The sequence below is a fragment of the Arthrobacter sp. LT660 genome, assembly GCF_056172845.1.
Map to the genome: position 1 here is coordinate 2,997,190 of NZ_CM149651.1, position 25,994 is coordinate 3,023,183.

The following is a 25,994-nucleotide window of genomic DNA, read 5'->3' on the forward strand; positions in this document are numbered from 1 at the left end:
AGGATTCGGTGCGGTGCGCGCGGGGGAGGCGCGGGCTTGACCGATCCTTTCGCGGGCGGGTGGCCGGATGGTGGATTGGGCGGGAATGCGGGGTGAACGCGGGCTCCGAACGATGGGTGGCCGCTCCCGTTTCGACAAGACCCAAACGCCCACCCCTGGCGTTTCGACGAAGGCAGATGTCGGGATTCCAACGAAAACAGACATCTACCCTCGGCGAAACGAGAGGGGAGGGCAGCTAGGTTCGACGAAGCGTATTAAATGCCGGCCATGCCTGCCATGCCGATCATCATGAAGATGAAGATGATGATGCTCAGGACACCGAAGATGGTGCTGATCCAGCCGAGGACCTTCCCGGCCGTTGCCGGGACGTTGTTCCGCTCCGCGGCGTTGGCCTTCACGATGGCGATGGGCCCCAGGACGATGCCGAAGAAGAACAGCCCGACGATGCCGCAGATCAGCGCGGTCTGGGCATCGCGCCCGCCCTGCAGCTGGACCGGCGAATTCTGGACGTATTGCGTGCCGTAGCCGTTGGGCTGCTGTTGGTATGGCTGCTGAGACATGAGACTTCCCCCGATGGATATGGTGCGGTGGACCGCCCGAACGGCGGTGGTGTTCAAAGTCTAAAGCCATTGCTTCCCGACTCGGCCGTAGGCTGGTCCCACGCCCATAACAAAGAGGAGACGCCATCTCAGGGACGACTGTCGCGGAACTGACGGCCGAGTTGGCCGAACTCGATGACCCGCGGATGCGGGCGGTCAACGAGAAGCACGGCGACGACCACGGGGTGAACCTGACCAAGCTCCGCGAGATCGCTAAGCGGCTGAGGAAACAGCAGGAACTCGCCGTCGAGCTCTGGGCCACGGGAGACACCGCCGCTCGCCTCTTGGCGCTGCTGATCTGCAAGCCGAAGGCCTTCTCCCGCGGCGAGCTCGACTCGATGCTGCGCGAGGCAGGCTCGCCCAAGGCGCACGATTGGCTGGTGAACTACGTGGTCAAGAAGGGCCCGCATGCCGAAGAGCTCCGCGTGGCCTGGATGCACGACCCGGACCCGGTGGTCGCGAGCGCCGGCTGGGCGCTGACCAGCGAGCGCGTGGCGAAGAAGCCCGAGGGGCTGGACCTGCCCGGTCTGCTGGACACCATCGAGGCGCACATGAGAGACGCCCCGGAACGGCTGCAGTGGGGCATGAACCATACGCTCGCGTTCATCGGGATCGAACACCCCGAACACCGCGCCCGCGCGCTCGACATCGGCGAACGCCTCGAAGTGCTCAGGGACTACCCGACGCCGCCGAACTGCACGTCCCCGTTCGCGCCGGCCTGGATCAACGAGATCGTGCGGCGCCGGGAAGGCTGACCGGAATCGGCTGCGTCGGCCACAGCCATTCTGGTCCAGCACCCGCCGATCGCCCCCGCGTTCGGTTTCCGGTTCGAGACCGAGGGCGGCTCCGTGGCGATTTCGGGTGACACGACCTACACCCCGAACATGGCCAGGCTGGCACGCGGCGCCGGCCTCCTGCTGCACGAGGCGATCGACTTCGGGTTCATGGAGGAGCTGTACGGCGCGCAGGCGGACGAGACGTCCCGCGCCTCGTTGGACCACCACCGCAAGTCCCACACGTCGGTCGCCGACGCCGGGCGGATCGCGTCCGAGGCCGGCGTGCGGCGCCTCGCACTGCACCACCTGGTTCCCGGCACAGACCGCCGCTCCGCCTGGGACGACGTCCGTGAACATTACGACGGCGAGTTTCTGGTTCCCGACGATTTGGATGTCATCAGCATCGCCCACGTTTGAGCGGGAACACGCGCCGGTTCGCCGTCGTCGCGCGGGTTATCCACACCGCCGCGTGCCTGTATTGTGGGACTGCACACATCGTGCATTTGGGGATGCTCAAGTTGGGGGACTTTCGATGTTGGGGGAAACTACTCGCTGCCGTAATGGCTGCCCTTTTCGTGCTGGCTGGGTTCGCCGTGCCGGCGGAGGCCGCCACCGTTTACAAGGGTTCGCTCCGCTCGGCCGCCCGGGCGCTGCCCGTGGCCACCGAAAGCAACACGGGCTACGACCGCGACCGCTACTTCGGCACGTGGAAGGACCTGAACCGGGACTGTCAGAACACCCGCGCCGAGGTCCTGGTCCAGGAGTCGAAGGTCCGCGCCACATTCAGCTCCCGGGGCTGCACCGTGAGCAGGGGCAAGTGGGTGACCACCTGGGACAACCGCACGCACTACTACGCGTCCACCGTGCAGATCGACCACCACGTTCCGGTCCACGAGGCGTGGGGCTCCGGCGCGCGGAACTGGACGCAGGCCCGCCGCGTCGCGTTCTACAACGACCTCGGCGACGGCCGCGCGCTCAACGCGCAGACCTCCGCGCTGAACTCCTCCAAACAGGCCAAGGGGCCGGAGGAGTGGATGCCGCCGAAGAACCGCTGCAAGTACGTGGCGGACTGGGTCGCGGTGAAGATCCGCTGGGGCCTGAAGGTGGACAAGACGGAGCGTGCCGCACTGATCCGCTACGCGGACTCCTGTCCGGCGACGACGCTCACCGTCACCAAGCGCTAGGACTCGAAGGCGCGTCGGGGCGTCCCCCGGGGCCATCCGCGCCGCTACGCCACCTCGGCGTGCCACGTTCTCTTGGTTTCGAGGAACCAGAAGCACGAGAAGACCAGGATCTCGAACCACTCGACCACGAAGAGCGCCTGCCGGAATCCGACGCCGAGGAGGACCGGCCACGCCGCGAGTCCCACGAGCATCAGGACCAGCAGCGACGCGTAGCGTAGACGGTGCCCTCCGCTGGTGTCGCTCGCGTTGAGGCGGCCCGGACCGACATGGCTGGCGATGGCGAGCCCCATGCTGGTGATCATCAGCAGCGTCGACGCGAGGTGCACGCCCGCGAAGTCCGCGCCCTCCGCCGTGCGCCAGACCAGCAGGAACAGGAATCCCGCGAGCAGCGCGAAGCTGGCGACCGTCAGGATCCGCGACCAGGTGTTTCGGAAGAGCATCCGCGGAGCCCAATCGGTGGTCCGCCGATCGATCCACACGAAGACGGCGGCGACCACCAGGACCGCGACGACGGCGATCTGGATGGAGCGGACCAGCTCCGTTCGCTCGGCGGGCGCGAGGGCGTCGAGCGTCTCGCCGAGCCTGGTGGGAACGAGCGCGACGAACATCGCGTAGAACCCGGCGAAGTTCAGCGCGTGGTCCTCCAGCGGCGAGGATCCCTTGTAGACCACCATGAGGACGCCGGTCGCGACGAGCATCGCCACGAACAGGTCCCGCGCCGGGCCGAGGTAGTAGGAGCTGATGGAATCCTCGATGGTCCCGGTTGACGCCGCGTAGATCACGATCGCGACGGCGAGCAGCAGCGGGATGATCAGGAGCATCAGCCGGAGGTAGCGCAGCGTGTCGCGGGCCTGGCGTCGGTCCAAGGAGGTGGTCATCTTCCGATTCTCCATCGGCCGCCACTGTCCCACGAAGAACCGGACGACGACGGCGCGTCCCCGCCGTCGTGCTGTCTCTTTGGTCAGGCGTCCTGGCGCTTGCGATCCGTGGACAGGCCCGCGAAGAAGCCCGCGAGCTCGTCGGGCGCGGTCAGCGGCAGGACGTTCGCCACGTACTGGTCCGGGCGGACCACCACGACGACGCCGGCGCGGTCCAGTCCGCGCAGCTCGAAGATGTCCTCCGTCGGGACGGTGCCGAAGACGTTCTCGTAGTCCGTGAGCCGGAACGGGCCGACCTGCGGCTTGAACGTCCGCGGGACCGCGCCCAGATCGATCGCCGTGTGGTCCTGCTGGTAGACGACCTTGACGTCGAACCAGGCGTTCGGGTCCGCGCCCGCCGGTGTGGCCGCCAACGGCGACTCCGGCGCGGTGGCGAGCCACTCGGCGAGGTCCGTGGTGGGGGAGGGGGCGCCCGCCGCGGCGGGATCGGCGAACACGTAGATGCGCCAGCGGCCGTCCGCCTTCGCCTGGTGGCCCAGCTGCAGCGGGTTGGTGTCGCAGACGCGCGCGACCGGGGCGGACTTGAAGCGCTTTCCGAGGGGGAAACCCGTCGCCAGGTCCTGGTGGACCGGCTCGGCGACCAGCATCGACGGCGTGTACTGGGTCATGAACCCGGCCGGGAACTCGGCGGTGGACACGTAGAAGTCCTCGAGGTCCGACGGGTTCTCGAACTCCTCCGGCTTCTTCGCCATGAGGGTCGACCACTCCTTGTCGAAGTCGATCAGGTTTTGGGCGACCACTTGGCGCTCGTTCGAGTAGGTGTCCAGCAGCGACTCGGGGCTGCGGCCCTCCAGCACGTGGGCCAGCTTCCAGCCGATGTTGAACCCGTCCTGCATGGACACGTTCATGCCCTGGCCCGCCTTGGCGGAGTGCGTGTGGCAGGCGTCGCCCGTGATGAACACGCGCGGGGTGCGGGTGCCGCGGTCGGCGGCGACGACGTCGTCGAACCGGTCCGTGAGGCGGTGCCCGACCTCGTACACGCTGTGCCAGGCGACGTTGCGCACGTCGACCGTGTAGGGGTGCATGATGGCGTTCGCCTTCGCGGCGATCTGCTCGATGGTGGTCTTGCGGACCGCGCCGGCGTCGCCCTCGGGCACGACGCCGAGGTCCACGTACATGCGGAACAGGTAGCCGCCCTCGCGCGGGATGAGGAGGATGGAGCCGCCGTCGTGCGATTGGATGGCGCACTTGAGGCGGATGTCCGGGAAATCGGTCTCGGCGAGGACGTCCATGACGCCCCACGCGTGGTTGGCCTGGTCTCCGGCCATGGTGCACCCGATCGCCGAGCGGACCTTGCTGCGTGCGCCGTCGCAGCCGACGACGTACTTGGCCTTGACAGTGCGCTCGGCCCCGGCGTTCGGGCCGGACGTCTCGGCGAGCGTGACGGTGACGGGGTACTCGCCCGAGTCGGCGACCTCGAGGCCGACGAACTCCAGGCCGTAGTCCGGCGTCAGGCGGGTCGGGGATTTCGCGGCGACCTCGGCGAAGTAGTCCAGCACGCGCGCCTGGTTGACGATCAGGTGCGGGAACTCGCTGATGCCGGTGGTGTCGTCCAGGGCGCGGCCGCCGCGGATGATGTTCTCCGGGTGCTCCGTGTCCGGGCGCCAGAACGCCATCTCGGTGATCCGGTAGGCCTCCGCCGCGATCGCCTCGGCGAAGCCGAACGCCTGGAACGTCTCCACGCTGCGGGCCTGGATGCCGTCCGCCTGGCCGATCTCGAGGCGTCCGGGGCGGCGCTCGACGATGCGGGTGGTGATGCCGGGGAACTGCGAGAGCTGGGCCGCGGTGAGCATGCCCGCGGGGCCGGAGCCGACGATCAGGACGTCGACCTCCTCCGGGAGCTCCTCGGGGCGGTCGATTCCGACGCCGGCGGCCGGCTGGACCAACGGGTCCCCGGATACGTAGCCGTGGTGGTGGAACTGCACGGTGGGTCCTCACTTCGTTGTGTCTGTGCCGTCGTGTGTTCTATATTAGAACTCGACATTCCATAATCGAACAGCAGCGTGTTGATAAAAGGGTACGGCACGTATGACCCAGGTAACAAGTGGTTGTGGCGACGGGCCCCGGCGTTCGCGCACGGGCGGGCCCCGGCCGGATTCCTCGGGAGGAGACCGGCGGGGGAGCCGCCTTGTTGTGAAGCCGCCTGGTGCGGGCGCCGGCGCTACGGGCGCGTATCGCCGCGCGGCTTGAGGATGAACAGCCCACGCTCCATGCTGCCGACCGCGACCACGTCGTCGAAGTACGGGTAGTTGCTCCAGCTTCCGCCCTCGAACGTGGCGTTGTCGTTCTCCGGGTAGACGTCGAAGTAGCCGACTTCGCTCAGCTCGCCGTCGGCTACGTTGCTGGAATCCAAGACGCGCAAACCGGAGGTGTAGTTGGACGCGAAGACCTTGTCCCCCTTGGTGTAGAGGTTGTGGTCAATCGACGCCGTGCCGTTGTCGTGGGTGCCGATCAGCTCGGGGTTTTCGAGGTCGCGGACGTCCCAGATGCGGGTGGACGTGTTGATGCCGTTGTAGGCCTCGTCCAGCTCGTCGCCGTGCAGGAAGTAGCCCTGGTCTTCGGTGAGCCAGCCCTGGTGGCTGTAGCCGTCGTTCGGATAGAACGTGCGGGAGAGGGTGACGGGGTTGGACTTGTCCGTCACGTCGGAGATGGCGACCGTGTTCTCCAGGCCCTCGGCGGTGCGCTCGGCGTTGGAGCTGACGCAGATTTCGCGGTCCGTATAGCGGGCGTCCGGACCGTCGTACATGACGCACTGGGTGTCGTGGATGTAGCCGGATTCGTCGTAGCAGCCCGCGAAGGCGGGGTTGGCCGGGTCGTTGATGTCAACCATGTGGAGGCCGCCCTCGCAGGTCCCGGAGCCGATCACGTAGGCGAAGCCGGAGTCCTCGTTGATGTTGACGTTGTGTGCTGAGCCGAATGCCGCGTAGTGCGCCGTCTCGCCGAAGACCGCGTCCTCGCCGGTCGTCCCGCGCAACTCCGTCAGGTCGAAGACCTGCAGGCCGTGGTCGCTGTGTTCGGAGACCACGTAGACGTGGTTGTTGGCCACCTTCATGTCCCGCCACACCTGGTTGCCGGCCGTGGAGTGGGTGGGGAGCAGGCCGCGGACCTTCGGACGCATCGGGTCGGTGATGTCCACGAACGCGGTGCCCTCGACGCCGCCCACGATCGCGTATTCCTTGCCGGTCTCGCCGTCCGTCCAGCCCCAGATGTCGTTGACGAAGCTCAGGCCCAGGTCCGCGCGGGTGAGGTGGCTCATCATGTCCACGCCGTCGCAGGGGAACGTCTTGGCGGCCATGCCGTTGATGCAGGGCGCGAAGCTGCCGGGTGCGGAACCCTTCTCGTTGGCCTTGGCCGCGGCGACGTTCTCGAACTCGAACTCCTGGGCGTCCATCGACGGGCTGTGCACGTTGCCCTTGCCGTCGTCGTGCGCCGTTGCCACCGCGCCGCCGGTGCCGACGGCCAATGCCGCGGCCATCACGGCGGCTCCTATTAGGCGAGTCTTGCGAACCATGTTGTACCTCCACAGGGGGTGACCGGCCATCGACTGCGGTGGGTAGCTGCGCAGGGTGCGGCCCGTCGGGTGAATTGGATGTCGTGAGCCTACCGACATTTATCATTTTTTGTGAAGTCAGTCACACAAATGCGCGAAAAGATCAGCGCCGCGACGGAACGTGCATAAATTACAGCGCGACGACGGCGATGCCCAACGCGCCCAGCACCAGAACCGCCGCCGTCGTCCAGGCGGCGGCACCGGCGTCGGCCCGGATTCGGCCCGCGGCGATGCCGCGCGACTGCGCGTCGTAGCGGCGCCGCTGGGTGAGGTAGATGCCCAGCGCGGTGGCGCCGGAGACGGCGATCAGGGCCACCATCCACCACCCGTAGTAGGGCAGCCAGCGGATGAACACCGCGCTGGCGACGAACAGCGCCATCATGGTCCGGCCCCACGCCATGACCGTGCGCTCGGGTTGGAGCCCGGGGTCGTCGTGGAGGCGGGGCCGCGGGGACGGGCGCCGGCGTCGTGCGGGCCGCGCCATCAGTCCAGAGCCACCAGCACGACGACGACGCCGGCCGCCAGCGCCCCGCCGATCCCCAGCAACGGTACGATCAGCGGGAGGGGGAGCGGGCGGCCGTGGCGCATGCTCGCCTCGACGCGGAGCCAGCGGAAGGCCGCGCCCAGGCTGATCAGCATGCCGATGCAGATGATCCCGATCGAGAGTCCCTGGCGCAGGGGGGCGGCGAACAGTTCGGCCGCGAACGCCTCCAGCGCGATGCCGCCGGCGAGGAACGCCAGCGAGGTCCTGATCCAGGCGAGGAAGGTGCGCTCGTTCGCGAGGGTGAAGCGCGGGTCCGGCTCGGCTCCTCCCGGCAGCAACCGGCCCGCCAGCCAGCCGCGTTCGCTGTTCTCCGCCATCGGGTTCCCGCCTCTCGGTGCCGGGCGCCCTGTTCGCGGCACCCGAATCGATGCTACCCGCGGCGCGATGCCACCCGTGCGGCGTGCTGGAATTCACGTGGAGTTAACGCCGTCCACACGTCGGGACGGTGGGGGTTCCTGAAGACTGGGGACACCGGTTCCGCCGGCGCCTCCGGGCGGTCCGGCGGACCACAATCGAAGAGGGGACCGTCCGATGGAAACAGAAACAGGCTTCACCGCGCTGGACGTGGGGGACACCGTCATCGCCAGCGGGTACTCGGTGCCGACCGTGGTCGGGACCGTGCAGCAGGTCGACCGAGCCATGGGCGTGCTCTGGGTCCTGGATGCGGGCGGCAACCGCCGGCTGGTCAACGAGGGTGACTACGCCGTGCGGCGCCAGGACGGCGCCCCGTTGTAAAAGGACACGTGGGGCGGTAGATTCCGCAAAAACCGATGAGCAGACGCCCGTGCGCCCAATGGTGAGGAATCCGTCCATGTTGTTGCCGTCCCTCGACGAACCGAAGAACGCCCGCATCCGCCCCGAGGACAAGGGGCTGCCGCAGCGGGCCGTCGGCCTGACGGTGGGCGAGTTCCTGGCCACCGGACCGAAGCTGTCCGAGTTCTGGACGCCGCTGGTGGTGCTGGACGACTCCCGACTCAGGCACAACGTGTCCGTCCTGGCGGACTGGTGCGCCGGGCATGGCTTCGAGCTCATGCCCCACGGAAAGACGACGATGGCGCCGCTGCTCTGGCGCCGGCAGTTGGAGGCCGGCGCCACGGGGATCACCCTGGCGACCATGGGGCAGGTGCGGGCCGCGCGCGGCTTCGGGTTCGGTTCGATCATGCTGGCCAACGAACTCGTCTCCCCGGATGCGCTGCGCTATATCGCGGGCGAGCTGGCGGATCCGGATTTCGAGTTCCATTGTTGGGCGGATTCGGTGGCCGGTGTGGAGGCCATGGACCGGGCCCTCGCCGCCGCCGCGACGCACCGTCCGCTGAACGTGTGCGTGGACCTTGGCTGGGCGGACAACGGGCGCACCGGCGTCCGCACGGTCGCCGAGGCGGTTGCCATCGCTGACCGGATCGAGCGCTCCAGCCATCTGCGGCTGACCGGCATCGCCGCCTACGAGGGCACCCTGGCGCACGATCGGTCGGCGGAGGGCGTCTCGCGCGTGCGGCGCTACCTGGAATCCGTCGTCGAGTTCCACGATGCGCTCGCCGGCAGGTTCGGGGACGCGGAGATGCTGGTGACGATCGGAGGGAGCGCGTTCTTCGACGTCGTCGCCGAGATCCTGGCGCCGGCGATGGCCGCGGCGCGGAACACCCGGTGGGTTCTCCGGTCCGGCGCGTACATCACGCACGACGAGGGCTTCTACCAGTCCGTCTCGCCGCTGGACGCGGCCGTCGCCGGACCCGCGGACGCGCTGAGGCCGGCCGCGCGGGGCCTTGCGCGCGTCATCTCCCATCCCGAACCCGGGCTCTCGCTGCTCGACGGCGGCAAGCGCGACTTCCCCTACGACGAGGACCTGCCCGTTCCGCTGGCACGCGCGGGGTCCGGCCCCGCGACGCTCGCGCACAGGACCACACAACTGGCGGACCAGCACGCCTTCGTCCGCGGGGCGGAGGACGACCAGTTGGAGGTCGGGACGCTGGTCTGGCTCGGCCTATCCCACCCCTGCACCACCTTCGACAAGTGGCGGATCATCCCGGTCGTGGCCGAGTTCGGTTCGGAGGACGTCGTGGAACTGGTCCAGACGTACTTCTAGGCTCGGCGTTAGATCCCGCGTGGAGGTCCGTCTGCCGATGGGCCGTACCCCAAGGGTGGTGGGCCGATTCAGAAGGGCGGCGGGTCGTCGTCCGGGGGAGGCGCCACGCCTTCGGCGTTCACGCGGCGTGCGGTCGCGCGGTGTGTGGATGCCCGAGGGGTTCCGCCGCCCGCCGACAATACCGGCTGGCGTTTCCGCATGGCCCGGATGCGGGGTCGGGAAGGGTTCACGTGGCGTGTGGTGCTGCGGCGGGGCTTCGTGGGATCCTGCTCCGGGGTGTGGTCACTCATGTACAGCTCGGCCATAAGCCACGGATAGTCGTCGCCACCAAGCGATTCGTAGGAATCGATGTCCACCTGCCGTTGGGCGTCGAGGTACTCCCGGGTCCGTTCGGCCTGGTCGCGCCGGCGCAGTGCCGCAAGGTCCTCATTGGGGTCGGCGACCGGCCACTCGAGGTTCTTCGCGGCCCACGCGATCAGCTCGGCGTTCGAGCGCTCGATGGTTTCCGGATCGGGCTGCGGGGCGGGGCCGTCCCAAGGATCCCACGAGTCTTCCCCGAGATCGGCTTCGTCCCCGGCAGGCGAGGCGTCCTTCCCTCCGGAAGAACCTTCAACGTCGGCTTCGGCGGCTTTCGCCAGATACTCGACAGCGCCCATGGGAGTTGCCCATGCCGCCTCGGGTGTGGACTTCCGGGTGGTGTCCCAGAGCGTGGAGACCAGCAGGGTCCCGTTCGGGAGTTGCTCCATGGTGAGAATGCCGAGGGATTTAAGGCGGTGACATCGCTTGCATAGCAAGGCAAGGTTATTCAGATCTGTGGTCCCGCCGTGCTGCCATTCGACGGTGTGGTCCGGTTCGCACCAGACTGCGGGCCGGTTGCAGCCCGGCGTGCGGCAGGTATGGTCGCGGTGGGTCAGCGCTCGGCGTTGGGCTGGCGTGGGACGGTAGCGCTCGTGCGCCCAATCAATGATGGCGCCGTCGAACGGATCCGTCAGGATCCGCCACCATGAGGGGGCCTGGGCCAGCAGCATCGCGGCGGATTCCTCGTCGATCGCGCCGAGCCGTTGCGCGGTGGGCACAGCGGCTCCTGGAGGGAGCGGAACGCTGCCGAGACCGCCTGTACGCTGTCGGCTGGAAGGCATACCGCCAGCATTTCGATCGGCAGGCTGGTTGTCGTCATTTTCGTTGCCAGCATTCTGGTTGTCGGCGCGGAGACCGGGCAGGAGGGTTGCCGGAACGGTGATGGTGACATGTGGTTGGACGTTCTCAAGCCCAGAGCCGTCGGGGCCGGCGAGCATGTGGTCACTGAAGACATCGGTGCGCAACTGATCCATGGTGCGGACTTCGGTCGGGTCGTCGCCGTCTTCGGCCGCACCGCCGGCCAGTTCCCGGGCGTTCTTCTTGAGGACTTGAGCCTGGTTGTGCACGCGATCGTAGATAGCCTCCGCCTTCGCCGCTTCCAGCGCGACGGTCAGATAGGCCAGGCCGTCGCCGCCGGGTTCGATGCGGAAGAACCGCCCCTCGAGGGCCTTCTTCGAGCGCTTGGAGAACGATTCCGGATCGTACTGCTCCAGCAGGTATTTTCCCTTGGCGCGTATGGAAGCTGGGTTCCGTCCGTCGGCATACGTCAGGAGCTTGCGCCCGAGTTCGTTGCGGCTTGCTTTGGCGGCACGTTCTTCGGCGGAGGCGGCGCGCACCCAGGTCTCGACGGCGGCCTGATCGGACGCATCGGGTGCCGGAATGGCCCGCGGGGTGATGCGGAGTGCCTGATCGGCGATGGCGTCCACATGTGACCCGCCGATGGAACCGGCCGCGAGGGCCTCGAGTACTTCGGGGAGGTCCGTGGCAAGGGTTTCCGCCCGATCGAGGAGCCGCTCCGCGGTGGCGGCGGAGACCGACTGGACAACGGCAATATGCCCGATCGCGGCCTGATATCCCACATTGGTCACGAGGTTCCCGGTCCGGGCGGAGATGGACATGCCGGGATTGGCGTCCAAGATGTCCAGACGTGGGGGCGCCTTCCGCTGGGCATCGTCATGCAGCCGGATCACTGCCTCATGCGTGCGGGCCTCGGCGAACCGGCGGAGTTGCTCGGCCTGCTCGAACTTGGTTCCCGCGTTCCTGGTGCGCGCGTCGGGGTCGGGGGTGAGGATCCACCCGCCAACCCTGATCGAATCTTCGTTCGCGTCCATGTATAAACTCTAGAACTTGATACCGACAATTTGGCGGGGATCCAGATATTGGGGACAACTACCCGTGCTCGCGCGAGGCTGGCTCCCTGGGGAGGGTTGGTGTGCGTCGCCAACGCCCCGCCAAAGCGGTCGGATGCCCTTGGCCATGGCGACCCAGCGCCGCGGGCCCGCCGCGGCAGGTGCTCTCCTCGGCGCGGGAGTTGGAGTCCTCGGCCGGGGCGATCCGCGGCGAACTGGTGGGAACTTTGACGATCGGCTGCTTCGACACCCTCTCGCCGTGGCTGTTGCCGCCGGTACTCGACTACTTCGCCGAACGCCATCCCCGGGTGGAGGTGCTGGTGGTGGAGGCGTCGTCGGACGAGCTGCAACGGCGGTTGCAGGGCGGCGAGTTGGACGCGGCGTTCATGTACCAGCTGCATGTGGAGACGGATTTGGAGTGCGCGCAGGTCGCCGCGGTCAGGCTGCAGATGGTGCTCCCGGCCGACCATCGCCTGGCCGCGCGGGACGTGGTCCACTTTGCGGAGCTTGGCGACGAACCCGCCGTCCTGCTGGGGCTCAAGCCCGCGCCGGAGCTCATCACGGCAATGATGCGGGCCGCGGGCTTCACACCGAACGTGCGTTGGCGCCTACGTAGCGTGGAGACCATACGGTCCGTTGTCGGCCGCGGCCTGGGCTACACGGTCATCATGGGCCGGCCCAGCGGGGATCTGACGTACGACGGGCACAAGCTGGTCTACAAGCGCATCGCAGATGCCCTGCCGGAGAACTCGGTCCAGCTGGTCTTTCCGCTCGGATCGCTCGGGAACGCCAAAGTGCGTGCGCTGCGCGACTTCGCGACGTCGGAACTGGGTGAGAGCGTGGCGCCGATGCAGCGCGCGGCGCCTGACGCCTAGGACGACGGCGGCGCCGGCACCCCAGTTCCGGGTGTCGGCGCCGTCGTCGTCCTGGTGTTGGAGCTTCGTTAGACGGCGGCGTTGCTGGCGCGGCCCCAGGGTCCCGTGACAGCAAGGGTGAAGCCGGGGGACTGGATGTTCACGAAGAGGGTTTCGCCGTCGGCGCTGAAGGCCGGGCCGCAGAACTCGCTGTCGTTGAAGTCGTTGCGCGCCAGCGGGTAGGCCTTGCCCTGGGAGGTCACGCCGACCAGGTGGGATACGCCGTCGCCGTCCTCGGCGAGGATCAGGCCGCCGTGGGTGGAGACGGTGATGTTGTCCGGGCCGTCGAAGTTGCCGTTGTCCGCGTCGGGATCGCGGTTGACCCCGAAGATGGTCTTGAGGGTGATGGATTCGGTGGCCGGGTCGTAGAACCAGACCTGGCCGTCGTGTTCGTTGGCGCTGCCGTCGCCGAGGCGGGCGAAGCTGGAGACGAAGAAGACGCCGCCGTCGCCCCACCACTGGCCCTCGAGCTTCCGCGAGCGCGTGATCCGGTCGTTGCCGAACTGGCGGCGCACGGACACGGTGGCGGCGTCGCGGTCCGGGACGTCGACCCATTCGACCTTGAGGCGGGTGCCCACGGTCGTGGCCTCCGAAAGGTCGGCCACGTGCCTGCCGCCCAGGAAGCAGTTCATGGCCTCCAGCTTTCCGGCGGTGTCGCCGCCGGGGGAGAGCGCGAGCTCGCGCAGGGCGTCCTTGCCCGGGACGAATCCCGCCGGCGGCACCCAGCGGAAGTACAGGCCGTTGGGGTTGCCGGCGTCCTCGGTGAGGTAGACGACGCTCGTGGCGGGGTTCACGGCGACGGCCTCGTGGGAGTAGCGGCCCATGAACTTCAGCGGCACGGGGCTCTTGCCGAGGTTGGCTTCCCGGCTGGTGGGATCGACCTCGAACACGTAGCCGTGGTCCTTGGTGCGCACTCCCTGGCCGGCGCGGCTTTCGGTCTCCTCGCAGGTCAGCCACGTGCCCCACGGCGTGATGCCGCCGGCACAGTTGTTGTCGGTGCCCGCCAGGCTGGTGTACTCGCCGGTCCGGTTTCCGGCACTGTCCACCGTGATGGTGGAGGTGCCGCCGATCGCCCCGGAATCGTAGGTGATGCCCTCCACGACAGGAACCGGGAAGGGCTCGCGGCCGCTGTTCTCGTGGTTCGTTACCAGGACGGAGCCGCCGTCGGGACCGGCGAAGACGCCCATGCCGTCCGGGTCGGAGGGGTGGACGCCGTCGGCCGTCGGGGTCTGGCCCGAGCGCGCGATGAGCTTGTAGGAGAAGCCCTCGGGCAGCGCCAGGATGCCCTGCGGGTCGGCGACCAGTGCGTCGTAGCCGGTGGCGGTGCGGGTGGTGGCGGCCGCGGCGGGGCGGGAGAACGCGTCGAGGCTTCCGGCGCCGGCGAAGACGTAGCCCAGGCCGGTGGCGGTTGAGCCGCCGAGGAAGGCACGGCGTGAAACGGATGGATTCATGGTGTGGCTCCCGGTGAGTGAAGGTTCGATCAGGCGGTTGAACCAAACCTTCCAGACGCACGTGGAGCGGGGGAGGCGTCCCGACGTGCCGCGGATTAACCGCCGGTGAATTGGATTTGAGGGCCGGCAGCGAACGACGGCGGCCGGCGCGGTCGGCGAACGCGTCCAGGGCGGCCAGCATCTCCGGGGCGCGCCAGGATCTGCCCTGCTTGTATTTGTCGACTTCTCCGATCTTGTCACCGCGATGTCCTCCGACCGCGGGAACGCCGGGCTAGGCGCTCGCTGCGCGCAGGCGGGCGCGACCCGTTCCGGGAGGACCCGCATAGGCTTGGGCGATACCCAGCCACTGAACGGCGTCGACGCCCTGAGCGCGCACGTCGCAGTCGTCCCGGTGCCGGCGTCTCGTGGCCAGCAGGGCGAAGTCCAATGCGTCCCCCCTCACGAACTGTTCGGCGTCCTCGGGTCCCCACGACCAGGATTCTGCGTCGTGGGAGAGCTCGACGCGGATGCGTTCGGTGGGGGCCTGCAGTCCGTTGATGCCGAAGCTGTAGTCGCGCGCCGCCACGGCCAGGTGCGCGATGTGCCGCAGGCGGGGGGATGGACTGGGGGACAAGGAAAGCGCGTCGCGGATGTCCTGCCCGTGGGCGAATGTCTCCATGATGCGGGCGGTGACGGCAGCCGCCAGTCCCATCGGCGGACCGAACCAGGGAATGCGCCGGGACGGCTCTGCGGCGAGGATCGCGCCGGCGGTCAGGCGCCGCCCGGCCACCCACTCGTCCAGCAGGGCACCCGGAGGGACGCCGGTGCCGGCCTCCGCGGTGTCGCCCACCTCTGCGTCCGCATCCGCGGCGACGCGGGCGCGCAAAGTCTCGAAATTGTCGGGCGCGGTCAGCGCCGAGTGGAGCGCCTTGTCCGTCCAGGTCAGGTGCGCGACCTGGTGCCGCACCGCCCATCCGGCGGCGGGCGTCGGGAGGTCCCAATCCTCCGCGGAGAGGCCGCGGAGGATGGACTCCAGTCCGGATGACTCGTCGTCCCAGTCCCGCGCCAGCGCGTCGAGGGAGACGGCCATCAGGCGGGCACCTTCCGCAGCTCGTTCTTCATGATCTTTCCCGTGGCGTTGCGCGGCAGGTCGTTCATGAACTCGAAGCGCGTGGGGATCTTGAACTTTGCCAGGCGTTCGGCGCACCACGCGCGCAACTCTTCCTTGCTGCACGTGTCGGCGTTCAGCACGACGAAGGCCTTCCCCGCCTCGCCCCACTTCTCGTCGGGCACGCCGACAACGGACACAAGCACGACGGCGGGGTGCTGGTACAGCACGTTCTCCACCTCCGCGGGATAGACGTTCTCACCTCCCGAAATGTACATGTCCTTCCAGCGGTCGACGATGTGGAAGATCCCGTCGTCGTCCTGGCTGGCGGCATCCCCGGTGCGCAGCCAACCGTCCGCGCCGATGGCGGCGGCCGTCTCCTCGGGCTTGTTCCAGTAGCCGCGCATCAGCATGGGGCCCCGGAGCCAGAGCTCGCCGATCGAGCCCAGGGGGAGGGGCCCGCCGAACGCGTCGCGGATGCTTGCCTCGGCATGGATGACCGGTATGCCGACGGCGGACTTTCCGCCGCTGCCGCGCGGCGGCATGGCCAGCAGCGAGGATCCGGCCTCGGTGGCCCCGTAGATGGACATGATGTTGACCCCGCGTTCCTGCCACAGTTCCACCATCGTCCGGGGCACGGGGGATCCCCCGACCGTGGCGTTGATCGGCAGGAACTCGGCCTCGGCGAACCCCGGCAGGGCCGCCATCAACTGGAAGTTGGCCGGAACCCCGCAGAAATGCGTCACGCCGACCGCCGGGTCCTGGAACAGCCGAAGCGTCTCGGTGGCGTCGAACGCCTTCATGATCAGCGCCGTCCCGCCGAACATGAGCGCGGCGTTGGCGTACAGGTGCAGGCCGGCCACATGGAACGTCGGCAGGACCGTGAGGGACACGGACTCCGCACCGACGGACCCGGCGTGCGCGGAATTCTCGATATTCGCCTTCACGCCGCGGAAGGTGTGGACCGCCCCCTTGGGAAGTCCGGTGGTGCCCGACGTGTAGATGATGAGCCACGCGTCGTCGTCGGACAGGTCGGTCCGCCGTGCGAGTCCGTCGGATGCCGCGATGCCGGACTCGTACCCGTGGTGCGGGCCGGCGCCCCAGCTCAGCCGCTGTAGGCCTGTCGGTCCCGACAGATCCGTGGCTAAGGCGGAATTCGCCTCGTCGTGAACCAACAGCACCGGTCCGAAGTCGGCGAGGATGGCACGCAGCTCGTGCGGGGAGAGCCTCCAGTTCACCGGAACCATGATGGCGCCAATACGGGCACAGGCATAGAGCATCTCGAAGACGTGCGGGCTGTTCTGGGCCAGCACGGCGACGCGATCTCCCTTGCCGACGCCGAGCGCGTCCAAGTGGCCCGCGAGGCGATTGGTGCGGTCCAGTAGTTCCACGTACGTCGTCGCCCGCCCGCTGTCCAAGTCCCGAAGGGCGATCTTGTGCGGGACGCGCTGGGCTTGGTAGTCGAGCCACGGAACGGGGTTTTCCATGCGGATGCTCCTTGGGAGGAAGTGGGGTGATTGATGACCGACTGTATCCGTCGTCACGGCGGGGCGGAATGGCGAAAAAAGCGTCATGCGAGGCCTGAAAAAGAGGTTTGACCCCCGGCTGTGACTGCCACAGGCTCTAGGGAGCGCTTGTGACTCCTGTCACGCATGTCTAGTCCCCTCGCACAATCCGGAAGGAACCCAAGGTGGCAACCACCTCCAGCCAGCCCGTCGTCGAGACGACGAACAAAAGTCCCAGAAGGACCCGCGACCTCGTCGCGGTCAACATCGGCAACGCGATCGAATGGTTCGACTGGAACGTCTACGCGATCTTCGCCCCGTTCTTTGCCGCCCAGATCTTCCGCAGCCAGGACCCCGTGTCCGCTCTGCTCGCCACGCTGGCGATCTTCGCCGTCGGCTTCCTGATGCGCCCTGTCGGCGGGTGGGTGTTCGGCCTGATCGCCGACAGGAAGGGGCGCCGCTTCAGCCTGACGCTGGCGATCCTTTTGGCCGCCGTCGGTAGCCTGATCATCGCGGTGGCTCCCACCTTCGACCAGGCCGGCGTCTGGGCCTCCGCGGTGCTCCTGTTTGCGCGGCTGATCCAGGGTCTCTCCCACGGCGGTGAGACCGGATCCGCGTTCACGTACCTGGCGGAGATCGCCCCGTCGGACAAGCGCGGCCTGTGGGCCTCCACCCCGTGGATCGGCGTCGCGCTGGGCACCATGCTCGCCACAGGGCTCGGCGTCCTGTTCACCACCATCCTCAGCGACGAGCAGATGGCGGCGTACGGTTGGCGGATCCCGTTCGTGATCGGCGCGGTCCTCGGGCTGTACGGGTTGTTCCTGCGGTTCAAGATGAACGAGTCCGAGGTGTTCGAGGCCAACAAGGACGAGGCCCACAGCCTGTCCCTGCGCGACACGTGGCGCGTGCTCGTCGAAAACCGGAGGGCCGTGTTGAACATCGCCATCCTCTCCGTCAGCGGCGTCGTGATCTTCTACACGTGGTTCATCTTCGCGCCGTCCTACGCGACGCGCGTCCACGGCGTTCCGGCCAGCGACGCCCTGCTCGCCGGCCTGCTGGGCCAGGCGGTGTTCCTCTTCGCGGTTCCCTTCGCCGGCGCGCTCTCGGACCGGATCGGCCGCCGCCGGATGGTCTTCATGTACACGATAGGTTTCGCCGTGTTGGCCTTCCCGCTGGAGTGGATCATGGGTCCGTCCGGACTGCGGGTCTTCATCTCGATGGCGATCGCGTCCCTGATCCTGGCAGTCTGCTGTGCACCGCTGGGTGCTATCTTCACCGAGCTCGTGCCCACCCGCGTCCGCGCCACGGTCGTCGGCATCACCTACGGCGGATTCTCCGCCGTCTTCGGCGGCACGGCGCCGTATCTGAACACGTGGCTGAGCAGCATCGGCCTGCATAACCTCTTTGTCGGGTTCCTGATCCTGTTGTCCCTGCTGACCTTCGTCGTCTGCCTGCGGCTGCCGGAGACCAAAGGCCTCAAGATGGAGTAGTTGGGGAGTACCCACTTGGATCCACGGAAGGCGGAGCCGATGCCGAAGTTCACGTTCAGGCAGCTCGAGTACTTTCGGGCGATCGCGATGAACGGCAGCATCAGCGCCGCCTCCGAACAAGAGAGAATTTCCCGGTCCGCGCTGGCCGCGGCGCTCGACGAGCTCGAGCGGTCCCTCGACTGCCAACTTTTCGTCCGGCACAAGTCGCAGGGAGTTGTGCTGACGACGGAGGGGGAGCGGCTGCTCGGCATGGCCCACGAACTTCTGCACGGGGCGGAGGATATGGAGGCGTCCGTGAAGGGCGGCGAGTTGAGCGGAAGCCTGGCCATAGGATGCTTCACCTCGTTGGGTCCGACGCTCATTCCCCGGCTCTTCGACTACTTCAGAAAACACCACCCGAAGGTGACCCTGCGCGCCTACACCGAGCCGCTGGACCGGCTCGTTGAGCTCCTGCGCTCGGGTGAGATCGAACTCGCGGTCAGCTACAACCTGGATTTCGATCCGTCTCTGGAGTGCGAACCGCTTTATACCGCCCGCTTGCATGCCATTCTGCCGGCCGATCACCGGCTGGCCGCCGAGGCGACGGTCGCCGCGGCCGACCTGGCGTCCGAACCGCTGATCCTCCTCGATACGCCGCCGAGCCCGGACTTCATCCGCAACTACTTCAGGTCCTGTGGGCTGACCCCGAACCTGGCGCACCGCTTCACCAACTTCGAGGTCATCCGCTCCCTCGTGGCGCGCGGCGCAGGCTACGCGCTGGTGGTGCAGCGGCCGGCAGTGGACCGGTCCTACGAGGGACTTGAACTCGTGGCGCGGCCCCTCACGCCGCGTCCTCCCGACCAGGTGGTCTCCTGCGCCTGGTCGGCAAACCGCCGACCGTCGGCAAATGCCCGTGCCGCGTTGGAGGGGCTGCGCGAGGTGGCCATTCCGGCGCATACCCCCGAACTTTATGGAGACTGACTGTGACCGAGCAGGATTGGATGGACGTGGCATGACCGAACGGGCGAAGACGCCGGCCCTCACCTATTTGGCCACCGTCAAGGTGGAAGTCGGTGACCCGATCGAGGTGGGGGACACGGTGGATGGTTTTCGGCGAGTCATACCGATCACCGGAGGCACGGTGGCGGGACCGGAACTACGGGGACGGGTCCTGCCGATCGGCGCCGACTATCAGCTGCTGAAGTCGGACACCCTTACGGAGCTCGAGGCGAAGTACGTCATCGAGACGGAGGACGGCGAGCAGATCTACGTCTCCAACTTCGGACTGCGCGCGGGCTCCGCGGAGGACATCGCCGCGCTGGTCCGCGGGGAAACCGTGGACCCGGAGCGCATCTACTTCCGCTGCGTTCCGCGGATGGTGTCCGAAGGCCGCTGGGCCTGGCTCGGATCGCGGATCATCGTGGGGACCGGGGTACGCCATCCGGACGCGGTGCATCTGGATTTCTATGTTGTTGACTAACGCGCGGGACCAACGTGTTTCAGTCGTTGCTTTCCCGTACGCACAGTGTTGGCTCCAGCGGCATTGCCGAGCAGGCGCTTCGCTTGCGAGGGAACGACGAAAAGGTCGACGACAACAACTGAACGGACGGCAACTACGCGCCTGCGGTTGGCGGCGAGCGGGTTTAGCCGGCGACGTGGATGATTTGGATCAGGTTGCCGCAGGTGTCGTCGAGGACGGCCGTGGTCACCGGACCCATGGTGGAGGGTTCCTGAATGAAGTGGACGCCGAGGCCGCGCAGGCGCTCGTACTCCTGCTGGACGTCCTCCACGGCGAACTGGGTGAAGGGGATGCGGTCACCGACGAGGGCGGCTTTGAAGGGGCCGACGGCGGGGTGGCCGTCGGGTTCGAGCACCAGTTCGGTGCCGTCCGGGTTGCCAGGGGCGGTCACGGTCAGCCACCGCGGGCCGCCCAGCGGGACGTCATGCTTCAGCTCGAACCCTAGCTTGCGCGTATAGAACTGGAGGGCTTTCTCCTGGTCGTCGACGAGCACGCTGGCCCACTGAATCCTCATGTCGATCCCTCGTTTGCGTTGTGGACGTTCCGCGCGGGGCACCCAGCGCGGACTGCCCATGTTGCCATGTGGAGGGGCACGGCACGAGCCCGGACGCGAGGTGACCACCGAACCCGACACGGCGCTCGCGCGCAGCGCATAAAACAACACGGACGAAGGATCGCACGGTTGCGCCACTACATGGCGTTGGCCGTCAGCTCATCTGCCTGCGGCCGGCACGAGCGGCGAAGGCGTCCAGGGCGGCCAGCATCTCGGGTGCGCGCCAGAATCTGCCCTGCTTGTACTTGTCGACGCCCACCACGATGCCGGCTTCCGCGAGACCGTCCATGGCACGCTTCATGCGCATGTATTCCAGACCCAGTTCCGCTTCAAGCACCGCGGCGTTGACCACTGGCCGGCTCTCCAGTAGCTCGAGAACCGGCCAGACGGCGGAGTCGGCGCGAGCTTTGATCTTCCCTCGCCAGGATTCGGCGATGGCCGTGACATCCTCCGCCAACTGGGTGCCGTTGCGTATCGCTCGAAACGACGCCTCGGCACACAGGGTGATGATCGGTTCCGGATCCCCCTCTCGGTAGGACCCGAGTGCGCGGTGGTAGGCCTCGACGTCGGACAGTAGGCCGGCGGAGACCGGCGTGGAGACAGCGCGGGCAACCCCGTGGCCCTTGAGCATCGAGTGGATTAGCGCCCGGCCGGTACGGCCATTGCCTTCTGTGAACGGATGGATGGTTTCGAACTGAGCGTGGGCGATGGCCGCCTGGACCATCGGAGGGATGTCGGAGCGCCTGGCGTAAGCCATCAGATCCTCCATCAGCCCTGGTACCCGCTCATGCACGGGTGGGATGAAGTCGGCGCCGAGGGGACTGGCCATACTGGTGCCGATCCACACCTGTTCCTGCCGCCAGATGCCGGCGGTTTCGGCGTCCCGGGTGCCTTCCATCAGCGCGCGGTGCATCCCCAGGATGCTGTTGGTATCCAGGACTTCGGCCGCGGCAAGCGCTGCCTCCATGGCCCTGACGTTGCGCACCACAAGCGTGGCGTTCAGCTTCTGCTCAACGCTCAGTTCGGCTTCGCCCAAACTGCGGGCGTTGGCGGTGACATTTTCGATCTGTGAGGAAGCGATCGACTCCGTGCGCAGCATGATGGTCGCAAAAGGCCTGATCCGGTTGCCGAATCTCTCATCGAATCGGCTGATCTCCCGGCTGGCCTCTTCGGCCAGTGAGACGACGGATGCCGATGGCGTGTACTCGACCTGCGCGATCCCCGACGGGACGAAGGCCTTGTAGATCCGCCCGCGCATGCCCGAGATATAGCGGCTGAGCCCGAGGTCGGAGGTGTTGCTGTTCCATACGACATGCTCGGTAGTGGCTTCGGGCCATCGTTCGGCCTGTGGGGCTGGCTGCGAGGGCATGGGATCTGCTATCTGTACGCCGTCGGAATGGGTGCTTACAGATATCACACTATCTGTAAGAATCTATGGGGAAGGCTTACGCTTATGGCTCCGCGCCGCGCGGTCCTCACGCTTCTCGCACCGCTGTTAAGGGGCCGGCGGCGGGTCCGTCGGGTTCGAGAGTCGGTTCGGTGCCCTTCGGGTCACCAGGGTCGATCACGACAAACCGCCGCGCGTCGCCTATGCGGGCGTCGTGCTTTAGCTCAAATCCGAGCTTGCCTCATGCGCTCACTCGTTTGCGTGCTGGCGCGGTCCGCAGGAGAACACGACGGTCCGCGCCAGCACGTCGCATTCGTGACACGGTATGAGCATAAATCCGACGACGCACAAGGGGAGTTGGCATGCGAGGAGACGAGAAACGGGTGGTCGAGGCCTTCGGGAGGTATCTCACCGAACGCGGTTGGGCGGTCGAATACGAAGTCGAGCATTGCGACGTTCGCGCCAACGGCCCGCAGGGAGAACTGCTCTTTGGCGAAGCCAAAGGTCGTACCGCGGCCATTGGCCTGGACGTGGACACGCTCTACGGTCAGCTCCTCCGGCGGATGCCCGCTGAACACGTCGGGGAAGCGCGCTTTGCGGTCATCGTGCCGGCCGCCGGCGTCAAAGCCGCGTTGCGCGTGCCGAAGGCAGTCAGGGACCGGCTCGCCATCGATATCTACTCCGTTGACGACGCCGGTGTGGTGGCACGGCCGACCGAGCCCTAAGATCTTCGGGTACGCCGCAGCCAAGAAAGCGAGTGATTCAGTCCGAGTGGGTCGCTAGGCCAATCTGTGGATTACGGGACCGGTAACGGATTCCTGCGGCGAACTTAGGTCCAGCGACTCGTCACGCGCGGCCTCCGGATCCGCCAACAGGAACTCGCGGTTGGATGCGTAACGCCACACAACGTGATCGAGTTCGGAGGCCTGCACCCCTAGAAGGGCGGCAACATGCTTGAGCGCGGTGAGGATGTCGTTATCGGTCGCTCCCCTCAGGGTTGCGCCGGGGACGTTCGTAGCGAAGGCGCGGACCATTCGGTCCACCTTGATGCTCTGCCGGCCAGTCAGGATCAGTACGTAGTTGAACGTGATGCCGGAGCTCTGGCTAGGTAGACGCTTCCACTGGCGGTGCAAGTTGGCGAGTAGCGCTTGCTGGTAGCGGTAGTCCATTTAGTCGGTAGCGCGGTTCTGGCGAGGTGGTAGCGGCCCGGGCGCTGTGTACCCGGGCCGCTCCGGTGTTATTCCCAGTAGTCCTGGTGGGCGCGGGCCTGGTCGTTTTGGTGCCTTCGCATATCGATCTGGCCGAGGTTGATGATCCGGGCGTTGTTGGCGAGGCGGTTCACGATCGAGTCCGCCGCGACCCGATCGGGCAGTTCGGCGATCCAATGCGCCGGCCCGGTCTGCGAGGCGATCATCGTCGGCAGCCGGTGTTCGCGGTTCGCGAGGATCGCGAACAGGTCGCTGGCGGCGTCGCTGTCGATGCCGACGGTGAGGAAGTCGTCGATGATCAGCAGGTCGATGTTGGAGAGCTCGTTCAGCAGTTTCTGGTGGGCGATGCCGTCGCCGCGTGCGATGACGAGCCGACGGGCGAGGTCGTCCATCCGGAAGTAGAGAACCGAGTGTTCGCTCTGGCAGGCGCCGATGGCCAGCGCGCAGGCGAGGTAGGTTTTCCCGCCGCCGGTGGGCGAGATGATGAGCAGGTTCGTCGCGTCGGAGCGCCAGTCGTGGGCGGCATAGCGTCGCATCCGAATGGGGGTGATGCCGCGCCCGTCGCGGTAGTCGACCTCGGCGACGGTCGCGCCCGGGATCGGGAAGGCGGCCTGGCGGATGAGTTTGTCGACCTTGTTGATGCGCCGGGACTCAAGGGCGTCGTCGACGGCGGTTAGGAACAGCTGCTCGGGGGTGAGGGTGTCGTTGCCTTCGTCTTGGATGAGCTCTTCCAGCCGGGTCGCGACGTGGGTCACGCGCAGGGCCCGGAACTTGTCATAATCGATGCTGGTGAACATCACTTCCCCTCCTCGTCGCGTGCATAGTGGGAGGCATCGCGAACATAGACGTCTGGCATGGTGTCGCGGAAAACGACGGTGCTGACGCGTTTGCGTGTCGAGGCCGCCGGGACCTGCGGCCGAGGCTTCTTCGCGTCGCTGTCGATCGCCGCCATCAGACGTTTCAGTGTCGAGTAGGTCGGATGGGCGCTGCGGTTCACGAGTTCCTGGCAGGCCGCCTCCAGCCGTTCCCGGTTGTTTTTGCCGAGCCCGTCCAGGACGTTCTGGCAGGACAGGTAGCCCTGCGCCTCAATCACCTGGCCGTCGAGAATCTGCTCGATCACCGTGACGGTTGCCGGCCCGACGCTGCGCGCCCGATCGGTGAACCACCGCCTGGACCACAGCCCATCGATATTGCGGTGCTGCGGCGGGACATGGCCGGGCAGGGTCGAGTACTGGCCCTTTCGGCCGGTCAACCGCGGGTGTTCGCAGAGCATCTCGTGCCCATCGAAGACCGTCACCCGGGACGAGGTCAGCCTCACCCGCAACAGCTTCCCCGCCAAAGCGAACGGCACCGAATACCGCTGCGTTTCGGCGGTGACGTGGTAATTACGGCCGGCCTTCAGTTCCTTCCAGGAGACGTCTTCGAACGCAGCGTCCGGCAACGGCTCGAGGAACTCCCGTTCCTCGGTGTCGAACCTCTCCCACCTGGTCGTATCGTCAGCGCGGCGGATGTCGTGGTTGATCTCCCGCACCCGCTCCTCGATCGCAGCATTCAACTCGGCCACGGTCGTGAAGACATCGTCGTCGAGGTAACCGATGACGCGCTTGTTCACGACGTTCACCGCGTTCTCGGCTGCGGCCTTGTCACGCGGGCGCTTAACGCGTGCCGGAACGATCGCGCACTGGTAATGGTCGGCGAGCTGCTGATACCGAGTATTCACAACCCGCTCCGCGTCACCCTTGTGGACTTGGTGGGTCGAGGTCGTCGGGTTGTCCGGAACGACGATCTGCGGAACGCCGCCGAAGAACGTGAACGCCTGAACGTGAGCGTCGAGCCAGGCCGGGGACTTCATATCCGCGTAGGCGCGGCAGAAGATCACGCCCGAGAAAGGCAGCACAGCAACGAACAACACCGCCCTGACCACCTCGCCGGTGATCGTGTCAACGACGTCCATCGTGTCGCCGGCCCAGTCCACCAGCATCGCCCGGCCCGGCTCGTGCCGGAGCACCGCCACCAAATCGTGGGTGCGGAGATAATCGGTGAACAGGGCGCAGAACTGCGAATACCCGTACTTCTTGCCCGCGTCCTTGGTATCGACGTAACGGCGCCAAGCCAACAGCAGAGTGAAGTGCCGGTTCTGTTTCATCGACGCCAGCACCTGCGACAGGTCGGGCTGGACGTACTCCTCTGATACCTTCCGGCGCCCGTCGGGGAACCACTTCGCGAGCTCAGTGTCGGTGATCGCACCCACCGAAGTGACACCCCGGCCCTGGATCTCCTGCCGAACCCGGGCCACGTCGCGATGCGAGCACCCCGCGATCTCGACGACTTCGCGGTAACTCCGCCCCTCCAGCAACAGCCCCAATATTTTCCGATAGTCCACCATGAACCCGCCCTTAACAATGAAACGACAACGCCGAATGCGTTGTCCCTTCACAGCAGAGCAGTACATCAACCGCCAGCGCTACCGTGTACCCGGAAACGTGCTACCAACTCGACGGACTACCGCTACCACCAAGCGCTAGGTGCCACAAGTCTTCAACTGCATCGGTACCTAGGGCGCGGACGTCAGCGACAGTGAAGACGTCCTCGCGGCAGAGCAGGTCGGCGGCCTCTCGAACGACCTCTGCCTTCAGACGTGCGCCGGGTTTGGTGTGCGCTGGCTTGCGGTTTTTGGCCACCTGGTCTGCCCAGACTTCTGCGCCACCCACGGCCTCGAAAGTAGCAATAAGGTCCTTGATATTGTCCGAGCTGCCTGCTGCTGGCTCAGCGCCAGAAGTGCTCCTGTAAGCCTTATAGTTTGCGACGACGTTCTTGACGGCGTTGTAGTGCTGGCCGGTCGAGTAGATCGAGTCAATGACGCACAGCGCGAGGCTGTCGGGATATCCGGTCGTTCGAATCCAACGGTCGAAGGGGCTCAGCTCCGTGCGTACGAACTCGGCAATGACCTCGACGTTCCGCTCGTGACTACCAACTTTTCCAAGATCATGTGCCATGTTTCTCCCAACGCTAGATGACGG

The 25,994-nt window shown here is 66.9% G+C and carries 26 protein-coding genes; 10 read left to right on the top strand and 16 right to left on the bottom strand.

All coding sequences use genetic code 11. The annotated features are described in order from the left end of the window. Nucleotides 1-254: 254 nt before the first annotated feature. Nucleotides 255-560, bottom strand: coding sequence for a hypothetical protein (locus tag AC0QSG_RS13975; protein ID WP_475375848.1), 306 nt, complete (start codon nucleotides 558-560; stop codon nucleotides 255-257). A 185-nt stretch (nucleotides 561-745) separates the two neighbouring features. Here AC0QSG_RS13975 and AC0QSG_RS13980 point away from each other — a divergent pair, with 185 nt between their 5' ends. The 3 genes from AC0QSG_RS13980 to AC0QSG_RS13990 all read left to right on the top strand — a co-directional run bounded on the left by AC0QSG_RS13980 (nucleotide 746) and on the right by AC0QSG_RS13990 (nucleotide 2,559). Beyond that, entirely contained in the window at nucleotides 746-1,354 is a 609-nt protein-coding gene (locus AC0QSG_RS13980) for a DNA alkylation repair protein (protein ID WP_475377318.1), read from the top strand. A gap of 93 nt (nucleotides 1,355-1,447) precedes the next feature. Beyond that, entirely contained in the window at nucleotides 1,448-1,792 is a 345-nt protein-coding gene (locus AC0QSG_RS13985; protein WP_475375849.1) for an MBL fold metallo-hydrolase, read from the top strand. Nucleotides 1,793-1,935: 143 nt separating this feature from the next. After that, a complete protein-coding gene (locus AC0QSG_RS13990) occupies nucleotides 1,936-2,559 on the top strand; it encodes an HNH endonuclease family protein (protein ID WP_475375850.1) in 624 nt (207 codons plus the stop codon). A 44-nt stretch (nucleotides 2,560-2,603) separates the two neighbouring features. Here AC0QSG_RS13990 and AC0QSG_RS13995 read toward each other — a convergent pair whose 3' ends face one another. The 5 genes from AC0QSG_RS13995 to AC0QSG_RS14015 form a co-directional block, all read right to left on the bottom strand. Then, the gene (locus AC0QSG_RS13995; RefSeq protein ID WP_475375851.1) at nucleotides 2,604-3,437 is read right to left on the bottom strand and encodes a hypothetical protein; all 834 of its coding nucleotides are present in this window, start codon (nucleotides 3,435-3,437) and stop codon (nucleotides 2,604-2,606) included. An 83-nt stretch (nucleotides 3,438-3,520) separates the two neighbouring features. Further along, complete coding sequence (locus AC0QSG_RS14000) at nucleotides 3,521-5,422, bottom strand: FAD-binding monooxygenase (RefSeq protein WP_475375852.1); 1,902 nt, start codon at nucleotides 5,420-5,422, stop codon at nucleotides 3,521-3,523. A 236-nt stretch (nucleotides 5,423-5,658) separates the two neighbouring features. After that, nucleotides 5,659-6,972, bottom strand: coding sequence for a choice-of-anchor B family protein (locus tag AC0QSG_RS14005; protein WP_475375853.1), 1,314 nt, complete (start codon nucleotides 6,970-6,972; stop codon nucleotides 5,659-5,661). Between the two features lie 205 nt (nucleotides 6,973-7,177). Continuing rightward, the gene (locus AC0QSG_RS14010; protein WP_435728284.1) at nucleotides 7,178-7,531 is read right to left on the bottom strand and encodes a DUF202 domain-containing protein; all 354 of its coding nucleotides are present in this window, start codon (nucleotides 7,529-7,531) and stop codon (nucleotides 7,178-7,180) included. Beyond that, nucleotides 7,531-7,908, bottom strand: coding sequence for a YidH family protein (locus tag AC0QSG_RS14015; RefSeq protein ID WP_435728285.1), 378 nt, complete (start codon nucleotides 7,906-7,908; stop codon nucleotides 7,531-7,533). The genes AC0QSG_RS14010 and AC0QSG_RS14015 overlap by 1 nt, the downstream gene beginning before the upstream one ends. A gap of 214 nt (nucleotides 7,909-8,122) precedes the next feature. On the opposite strand from AC0QSG_RS14015, the gene AC0QSG_RS14020 reads away from it, so the two are divergent. Next, the gene (locus AC0QSG_RS14020; RefSeq protein WP_475375854.1) at nucleotides 8,123-8,326 is read left to right on the top strand and encodes a hypothetical protein; all 204 of its coding nucleotides are present in this window, start codon (nucleotides 8,123-8,125) and stop codon (nucleotides 8,324-8,326) included. Nucleotides 8,327-8,402: 76 nt separating this feature from the next. After that, nucleotides 8,403-9,674 carry an alanine racemase gene (locus AC0QSG_RS14025; protein WP_475375855.1) on the top strand — a complete coding sequence of 424 codons (1,272 nt, stop codon included), beginning with the start codon at nucleotides 8,403-8,405 and terminating at the stop codon, nucleotides 9,672-9,674. Between the two features lie 68 nt (nucleotides 9,675-9,742). Here AC0QSG_RS14025 and AC0QSG_RS14030 read toward each other — a convergent pair whose 3' ends face one another. Continuing rightward, nucleotides 9,743-11,863 carry an HNH endonuclease signature motif containing protein gene (locus tag AC0QSG_RS14030; RefSeq protein ID WP_475375856.1) on the bottom strand — a complete coding sequence of 707 codons (2,121 nt, stop codon included), beginning with the start codon at nucleotides 11,861-11,863 and terminating at the stop codon, nucleotides 9,743-9,745. 200 nt (nucleotides 11,864-12,063) lie between these two features. Between AC0QSG_RS14030 and AC0QSG_RS14035 the strand changes: the two genes are divergently transcribed. Beyond that, a complete protein-coding gene (locus AC0QSG_RS14035) occupies nucleotides 12,064-12,756 on the top strand; it encodes a LysR substrate-binding domain-containing protein (RefSeq protein WP_475375857.1) in 693 nt (230 codons plus the stop codon). Nucleotides 12,757-12,824: 68 nt separating this feature from the next. On the opposite strand, the gene AC0QSG_RS14040 is transcribed toward AC0QSG_RS14035, so the two are convergent. The 3 genes from AC0QSG_RS14040 to AC0QSG_RS14050 all read right to left on the bottom strand — a co-directional run bounded on the left by AC0QSG_RS14040 (nucleotide 12,825) and on the right by AC0QSG_RS14050 (nucleotide 16,820). Then, a complete protein-coding gene (locus tag AC0QSG_RS14040; RefSeq protein WP_475375858.1) occupies nucleotides 12,825-14,246 on the bottom strand; it encodes an alkaline phosphatase PhoX in 1,422 nt (473 codons plus the stop codon). Nucleotides 14,247-14,517: 271 nt separating this feature from the next. Next, a complete protein-coding gene (locus AC0QSG_RS14045) occupies nucleotides 14,518-15,315 on the bottom strand; it encodes a TIGR03084 family metal-binding protein (RefSeq protein ID WP_475375859.1) in 798 nt (265 codons plus the stop codon). Next, nucleotides 15,315-16,820 (bottom strand): class I adenylate-forming enzyme family protein, encoded by a 1,506-nt coding sequence (locus AC0QSG_RS14050; protein WP_475375860.1) that lies wholly within the window; start codon nucleotides 16,818-16,820, stop codon nucleotides 15,315-15,317. The genes AC0QSG_RS14045 and AC0QSG_RS14050 overlap by 1 nt, the downstream gene beginning before the upstream one ends. A 203-nt stretch (nucleotides 16,821-17,023) precedes the next feature. Here AC0QSG_RS14050 and AC0QSG_RS14055 point away from each other — a divergent pair, with 203 nt between their 5' ends. Genes AC0QSG_RS14055 through AC0QSG_RS14065 form a run of 3 tightly spaced genes read left to right on the top strand, consistent with a single transcriptional unit; the run spans nucleotide 17,024 to nucleotide 19,787 of the window. Then, nucleotides 17,024-18,328, top strand: a complete 1,305-nt coding sequence (locus tag AC0QSG_RS14055) for an MFS transporter (protein WP_475375861.1) — start codon at nucleotides 17,024-17,026, stop codon at nucleotides 18,326-18,328. A 39-nt stretch (nucleotides 18,329-18,367) separates the two neighbouring features. Continuing rightward, nucleotides 18,368-19,288, top strand: coding sequence for a LysR substrate-binding domain-containing protein (locus AC0QSG_RS14060; RefSeq protein ID WP_475375862.1), 921 nt, complete (start codon nucleotides 18,368-18,370; stop codon nucleotides 19,286-19,288). Between the two features lie 31 nt (nucleotides 19,289-19,319). After that, nucleotides 19,320-19,787 carry a DUF3237 domain-containing protein gene (locus tag AC0QSG_RS14065; RefSeq protein WP_475375863.1) on the top strand — a complete coding sequence of 156 codons (468 nt, stop codon included), beginning with the start codon at nucleotides 19,320-19,322 and terminating at the stop codon, nucleotides 19,785-19,787. Between the two features lie 163 nt (nucleotides 19,788-19,950). On the opposite strand, the gene AC0QSG_RS14070 is transcribed toward AC0QSG_RS14065, so the two are convergent. Further along, a complete protein-coding gene (locus AC0QSG_RS14070; protein WP_475375864.1) occupies nucleotides 19,951-20,340 on the bottom strand; it encodes a VOC family protein in 390 nt (129 codons plus the stop codon). A gap of 193 nt (nucleotides 20,341-20,533) precedes the next feature. After that, entirely contained in the window at nucleotides 20,534-21,748 is a 1,215-nt protein-coding gene (locus AC0QSG_RS14075) for a Fic family protein (protein ID WP_475375865.1), read from the bottom strand. A 380-nt stretch (nucleotides 21,749-22,128) separates the two neighbouring features. Here AC0QSG_RS14075 and AC0QSG_RS14080 point away from each other — a divergent pair, with 380 nt between their 5' ends. Next, entirely contained in the window at nucleotides 22,129-22,491 is a 363-nt protein-coding gene (locus AC0QSG_RS14080) for a hypothetical protein (RefSeq protein WP_475375866.1), read from the top strand. A 54-nt stretch (nucleotides 22,492-22,545) separates the two neighbouring features. Here the strand turns inward: AC0QSG_RS14080 and AC0QSG_RS14085 are convergent, their stop codons facing one another. The 4 genes from AC0QSG_RS14085 to AC0QSG_RS14100 form a co-directional block, all read right to left on the bottom strand. Beyond that, nucleotides 22,546-22,935: a hypothetical protein gene (locus tag AC0QSG_RS14085; protein ID WP_475375867.1), complete on the bottom strand. Its 390-nt coding sequence runs from the start codon at nucleotides 22,933-22,935 to the stop codon at nucleotides 22,546-22,548. Nucleotides 22,936-23,003: 68 nt separating this feature from the next. After that, nucleotides 23,004-23,771 carry an ATP-binding protein gene (locus AC0QSG_RS14090; RefSeq protein WP_475375122.1) on the bottom strand — a complete coding sequence of 256 codons (768 nt, stop codon included), beginning with the start codon at nucleotides 23,769-23,771 and terminating at the stop codon, nucleotides 23,004-23,006. Then, nucleotides 23,771-25,360 carry an IS21 family transposase gene (gene istA, locus AC0QSG_RS14095; protein ID WP_475375123.1) on the bottom strand — a complete coding sequence of 530 codons (1,590 nt, stop codon included), beginning with the start codon at nucleotides 25,358-25,360 and terminating at the stop codon, nucleotides 23,771-23,773. Before istA ends, AC0QSG_RS14090 begins: the two co-directional genes overlap by 1 nt. Before the next feature lie 100 nt (nucleotides 25,361-25,460). Beyond that, nucleotides 25,461-25,970, bottom strand: a complete 510-nt coding sequence (locus AC0QSG_RS14100) for a hypothetical protein (protein ID WP_475375868.1) — start codon at nucleotides 25,968-25,970, stop codon at nucleotides 25,461-25,463. Between the last annotated feature and the right edge of the window lie 24 nt (nucleotides 25,971-25,994).

Coding starts and splice junctions, on each gene's coding strand:
- AC0QSG_RS13975 (WP_475375848.1), bottom strand. CDS start 560: ATGTCTCAGCAGCCATACCAACAGCAGCCCAACGGCTACGGCACGCAA.
- AC0QSG_RS13980 (WP_475377318.1), top strand. CDS start 746: ATGCGGGCGGTCAACGAGAAGCACGGCGACGACCACGGGGTGAACCTG.
- AC0QSG_RS13990 (WP_475375850.1), top strand. CDS start 1,936: ATGGCTGCCCTTTTCGTGCTGGCTGGGTTCGCCGTGCCGGCGGAGGCC.
- AC0QSG_RS13995 (WP_475375851.1), bottom strand. CDS start 3,437: ATGACCACCTCCTTGGACCGACGCCAGGCCCGCGACACGCTGCGCTAC.
- AC0QSG_RS14005 (WP_475375853.1), bottom strand. CDS start 6,972: ATGGCCGCGGCATTGGCCGTCGGCACCGGCGGCGCGGTGGCAACGGCG.
- AC0QSG_RS14010 (WP_435728284.1), bottom strand. CDS start 7,531: ATGGCGCGGCCCGCACGACGCCGGCGCCCGTCCCCGCGGCCCCGCCTC.
- AC0QSG_RS14015 (WP_435728285.1), bottom strand. CDS start 7,908: ATGGCGGAGAACAGCGAACGCGGCTGGCTGGCGGGCCGGTTGCTGCCG.
- AC0QSG_RS14020 (WP_475375854.1), top strand. CDS start 8,123: ATGGAAACAGAAACAGGCTTCACCGCGCTGGACGTGGGGGACACCGTC.
- AC0QSG_RS14025 (WP_475375855.1), top strand. CDS start 8,403: ATGTTGTTGCCGTCCCTCGACGAACCGAAGAACGCCCGCATCCGCCCC.
- AC0QSG_RS14030 (WP_475375856.1), bottom strand. CDS start 11,863: ATGGACGCGAACGAAGATTCGATCAGGGTTGGCGGGTGGATCCTCACC.
- AC0QSG_RS14040 (WP_475375858.1), bottom strand. CDS start 14,246: ATGAATCCATCCGTTTCACGCCGTGCCTTCCTCGGCGGCTCAACCGCC.
- AC0QSG_RS14045 (WP_475375859.1), bottom strand. CDS start 15,315: ATGGCCGTCTCCCTCGACGCGCTGGCGCGGGACTGGGACGACGAGTCA.
- AC0QSG_RS14050 (WP_475375860.1), bottom strand. CDS start 16,820: ATGGAAAACCCCGTTCCGTGGCTCGACTACCAAGCCCAGCGCGTCCCG.
- AC0QSG_RS14060 (WP_475375862.1), top strand. CDS start 18,368: ATGCCGAAGTTCACGTTCAGGCAGCTCGAGTACTTTCGGGCGATCGCG.
- AC0QSG_RS14065 (WP_475375863.1), top strand. CDS start 19,320: ATGACCGAACGGGCGAAGACGCCGGCCCTCACCTATTTGGCCACCGTC.
- AC0QSG_RS14070 (WP_475375864.1), bottom strand. CDS start 20,340: ATGAGGATTCAGTGGGCCAGCGTGCTCGTCGACGACCAGGAGAAAGCC.
- AC0QSG_RS14075 (WP_475375865.1), bottom strand. CDS start 21,748: ATGCCCTCGCAGCCAGCCCCACAGGCCGAACGATGGCCCGAAGCCACT.
- AC0QSG_RS14080 (WP_475375866.1), top strand. CDS start 22,129: ATGCGAGGAGACGAGAAACGGGTGGTCGAGGCCTTCGGGAGGTATCTC.
- AC0QSG_RS14085 (WP_475375867.1), bottom strand. CDS start 22,935: ATGGACTACCGCTACCAGCAAGCGCTACTCGCCAACTTGCACCGCCAG.
- AC0QSG_RS14090 (WP_475375122.1), bottom strand. CDS start 23,771: ATGTTCACCAGCATCGATTATGACAAGTTCCGGGCCCTGCGCGTGACC.
- istA (WP_475375123.1), bottom strand. CDS start 25,360: ATGGTGGACTATCGGAAAATATTGGGGCTGTTGCTGGAGGGGCGGAGT.
- AC0QSG_RS14100 (WP_475375868.1), bottom strand. CDS start 25,970: ATGGCACATGATCTTGGAAAAGTTGGTAGTCACGAGCGGAACGTCGAG.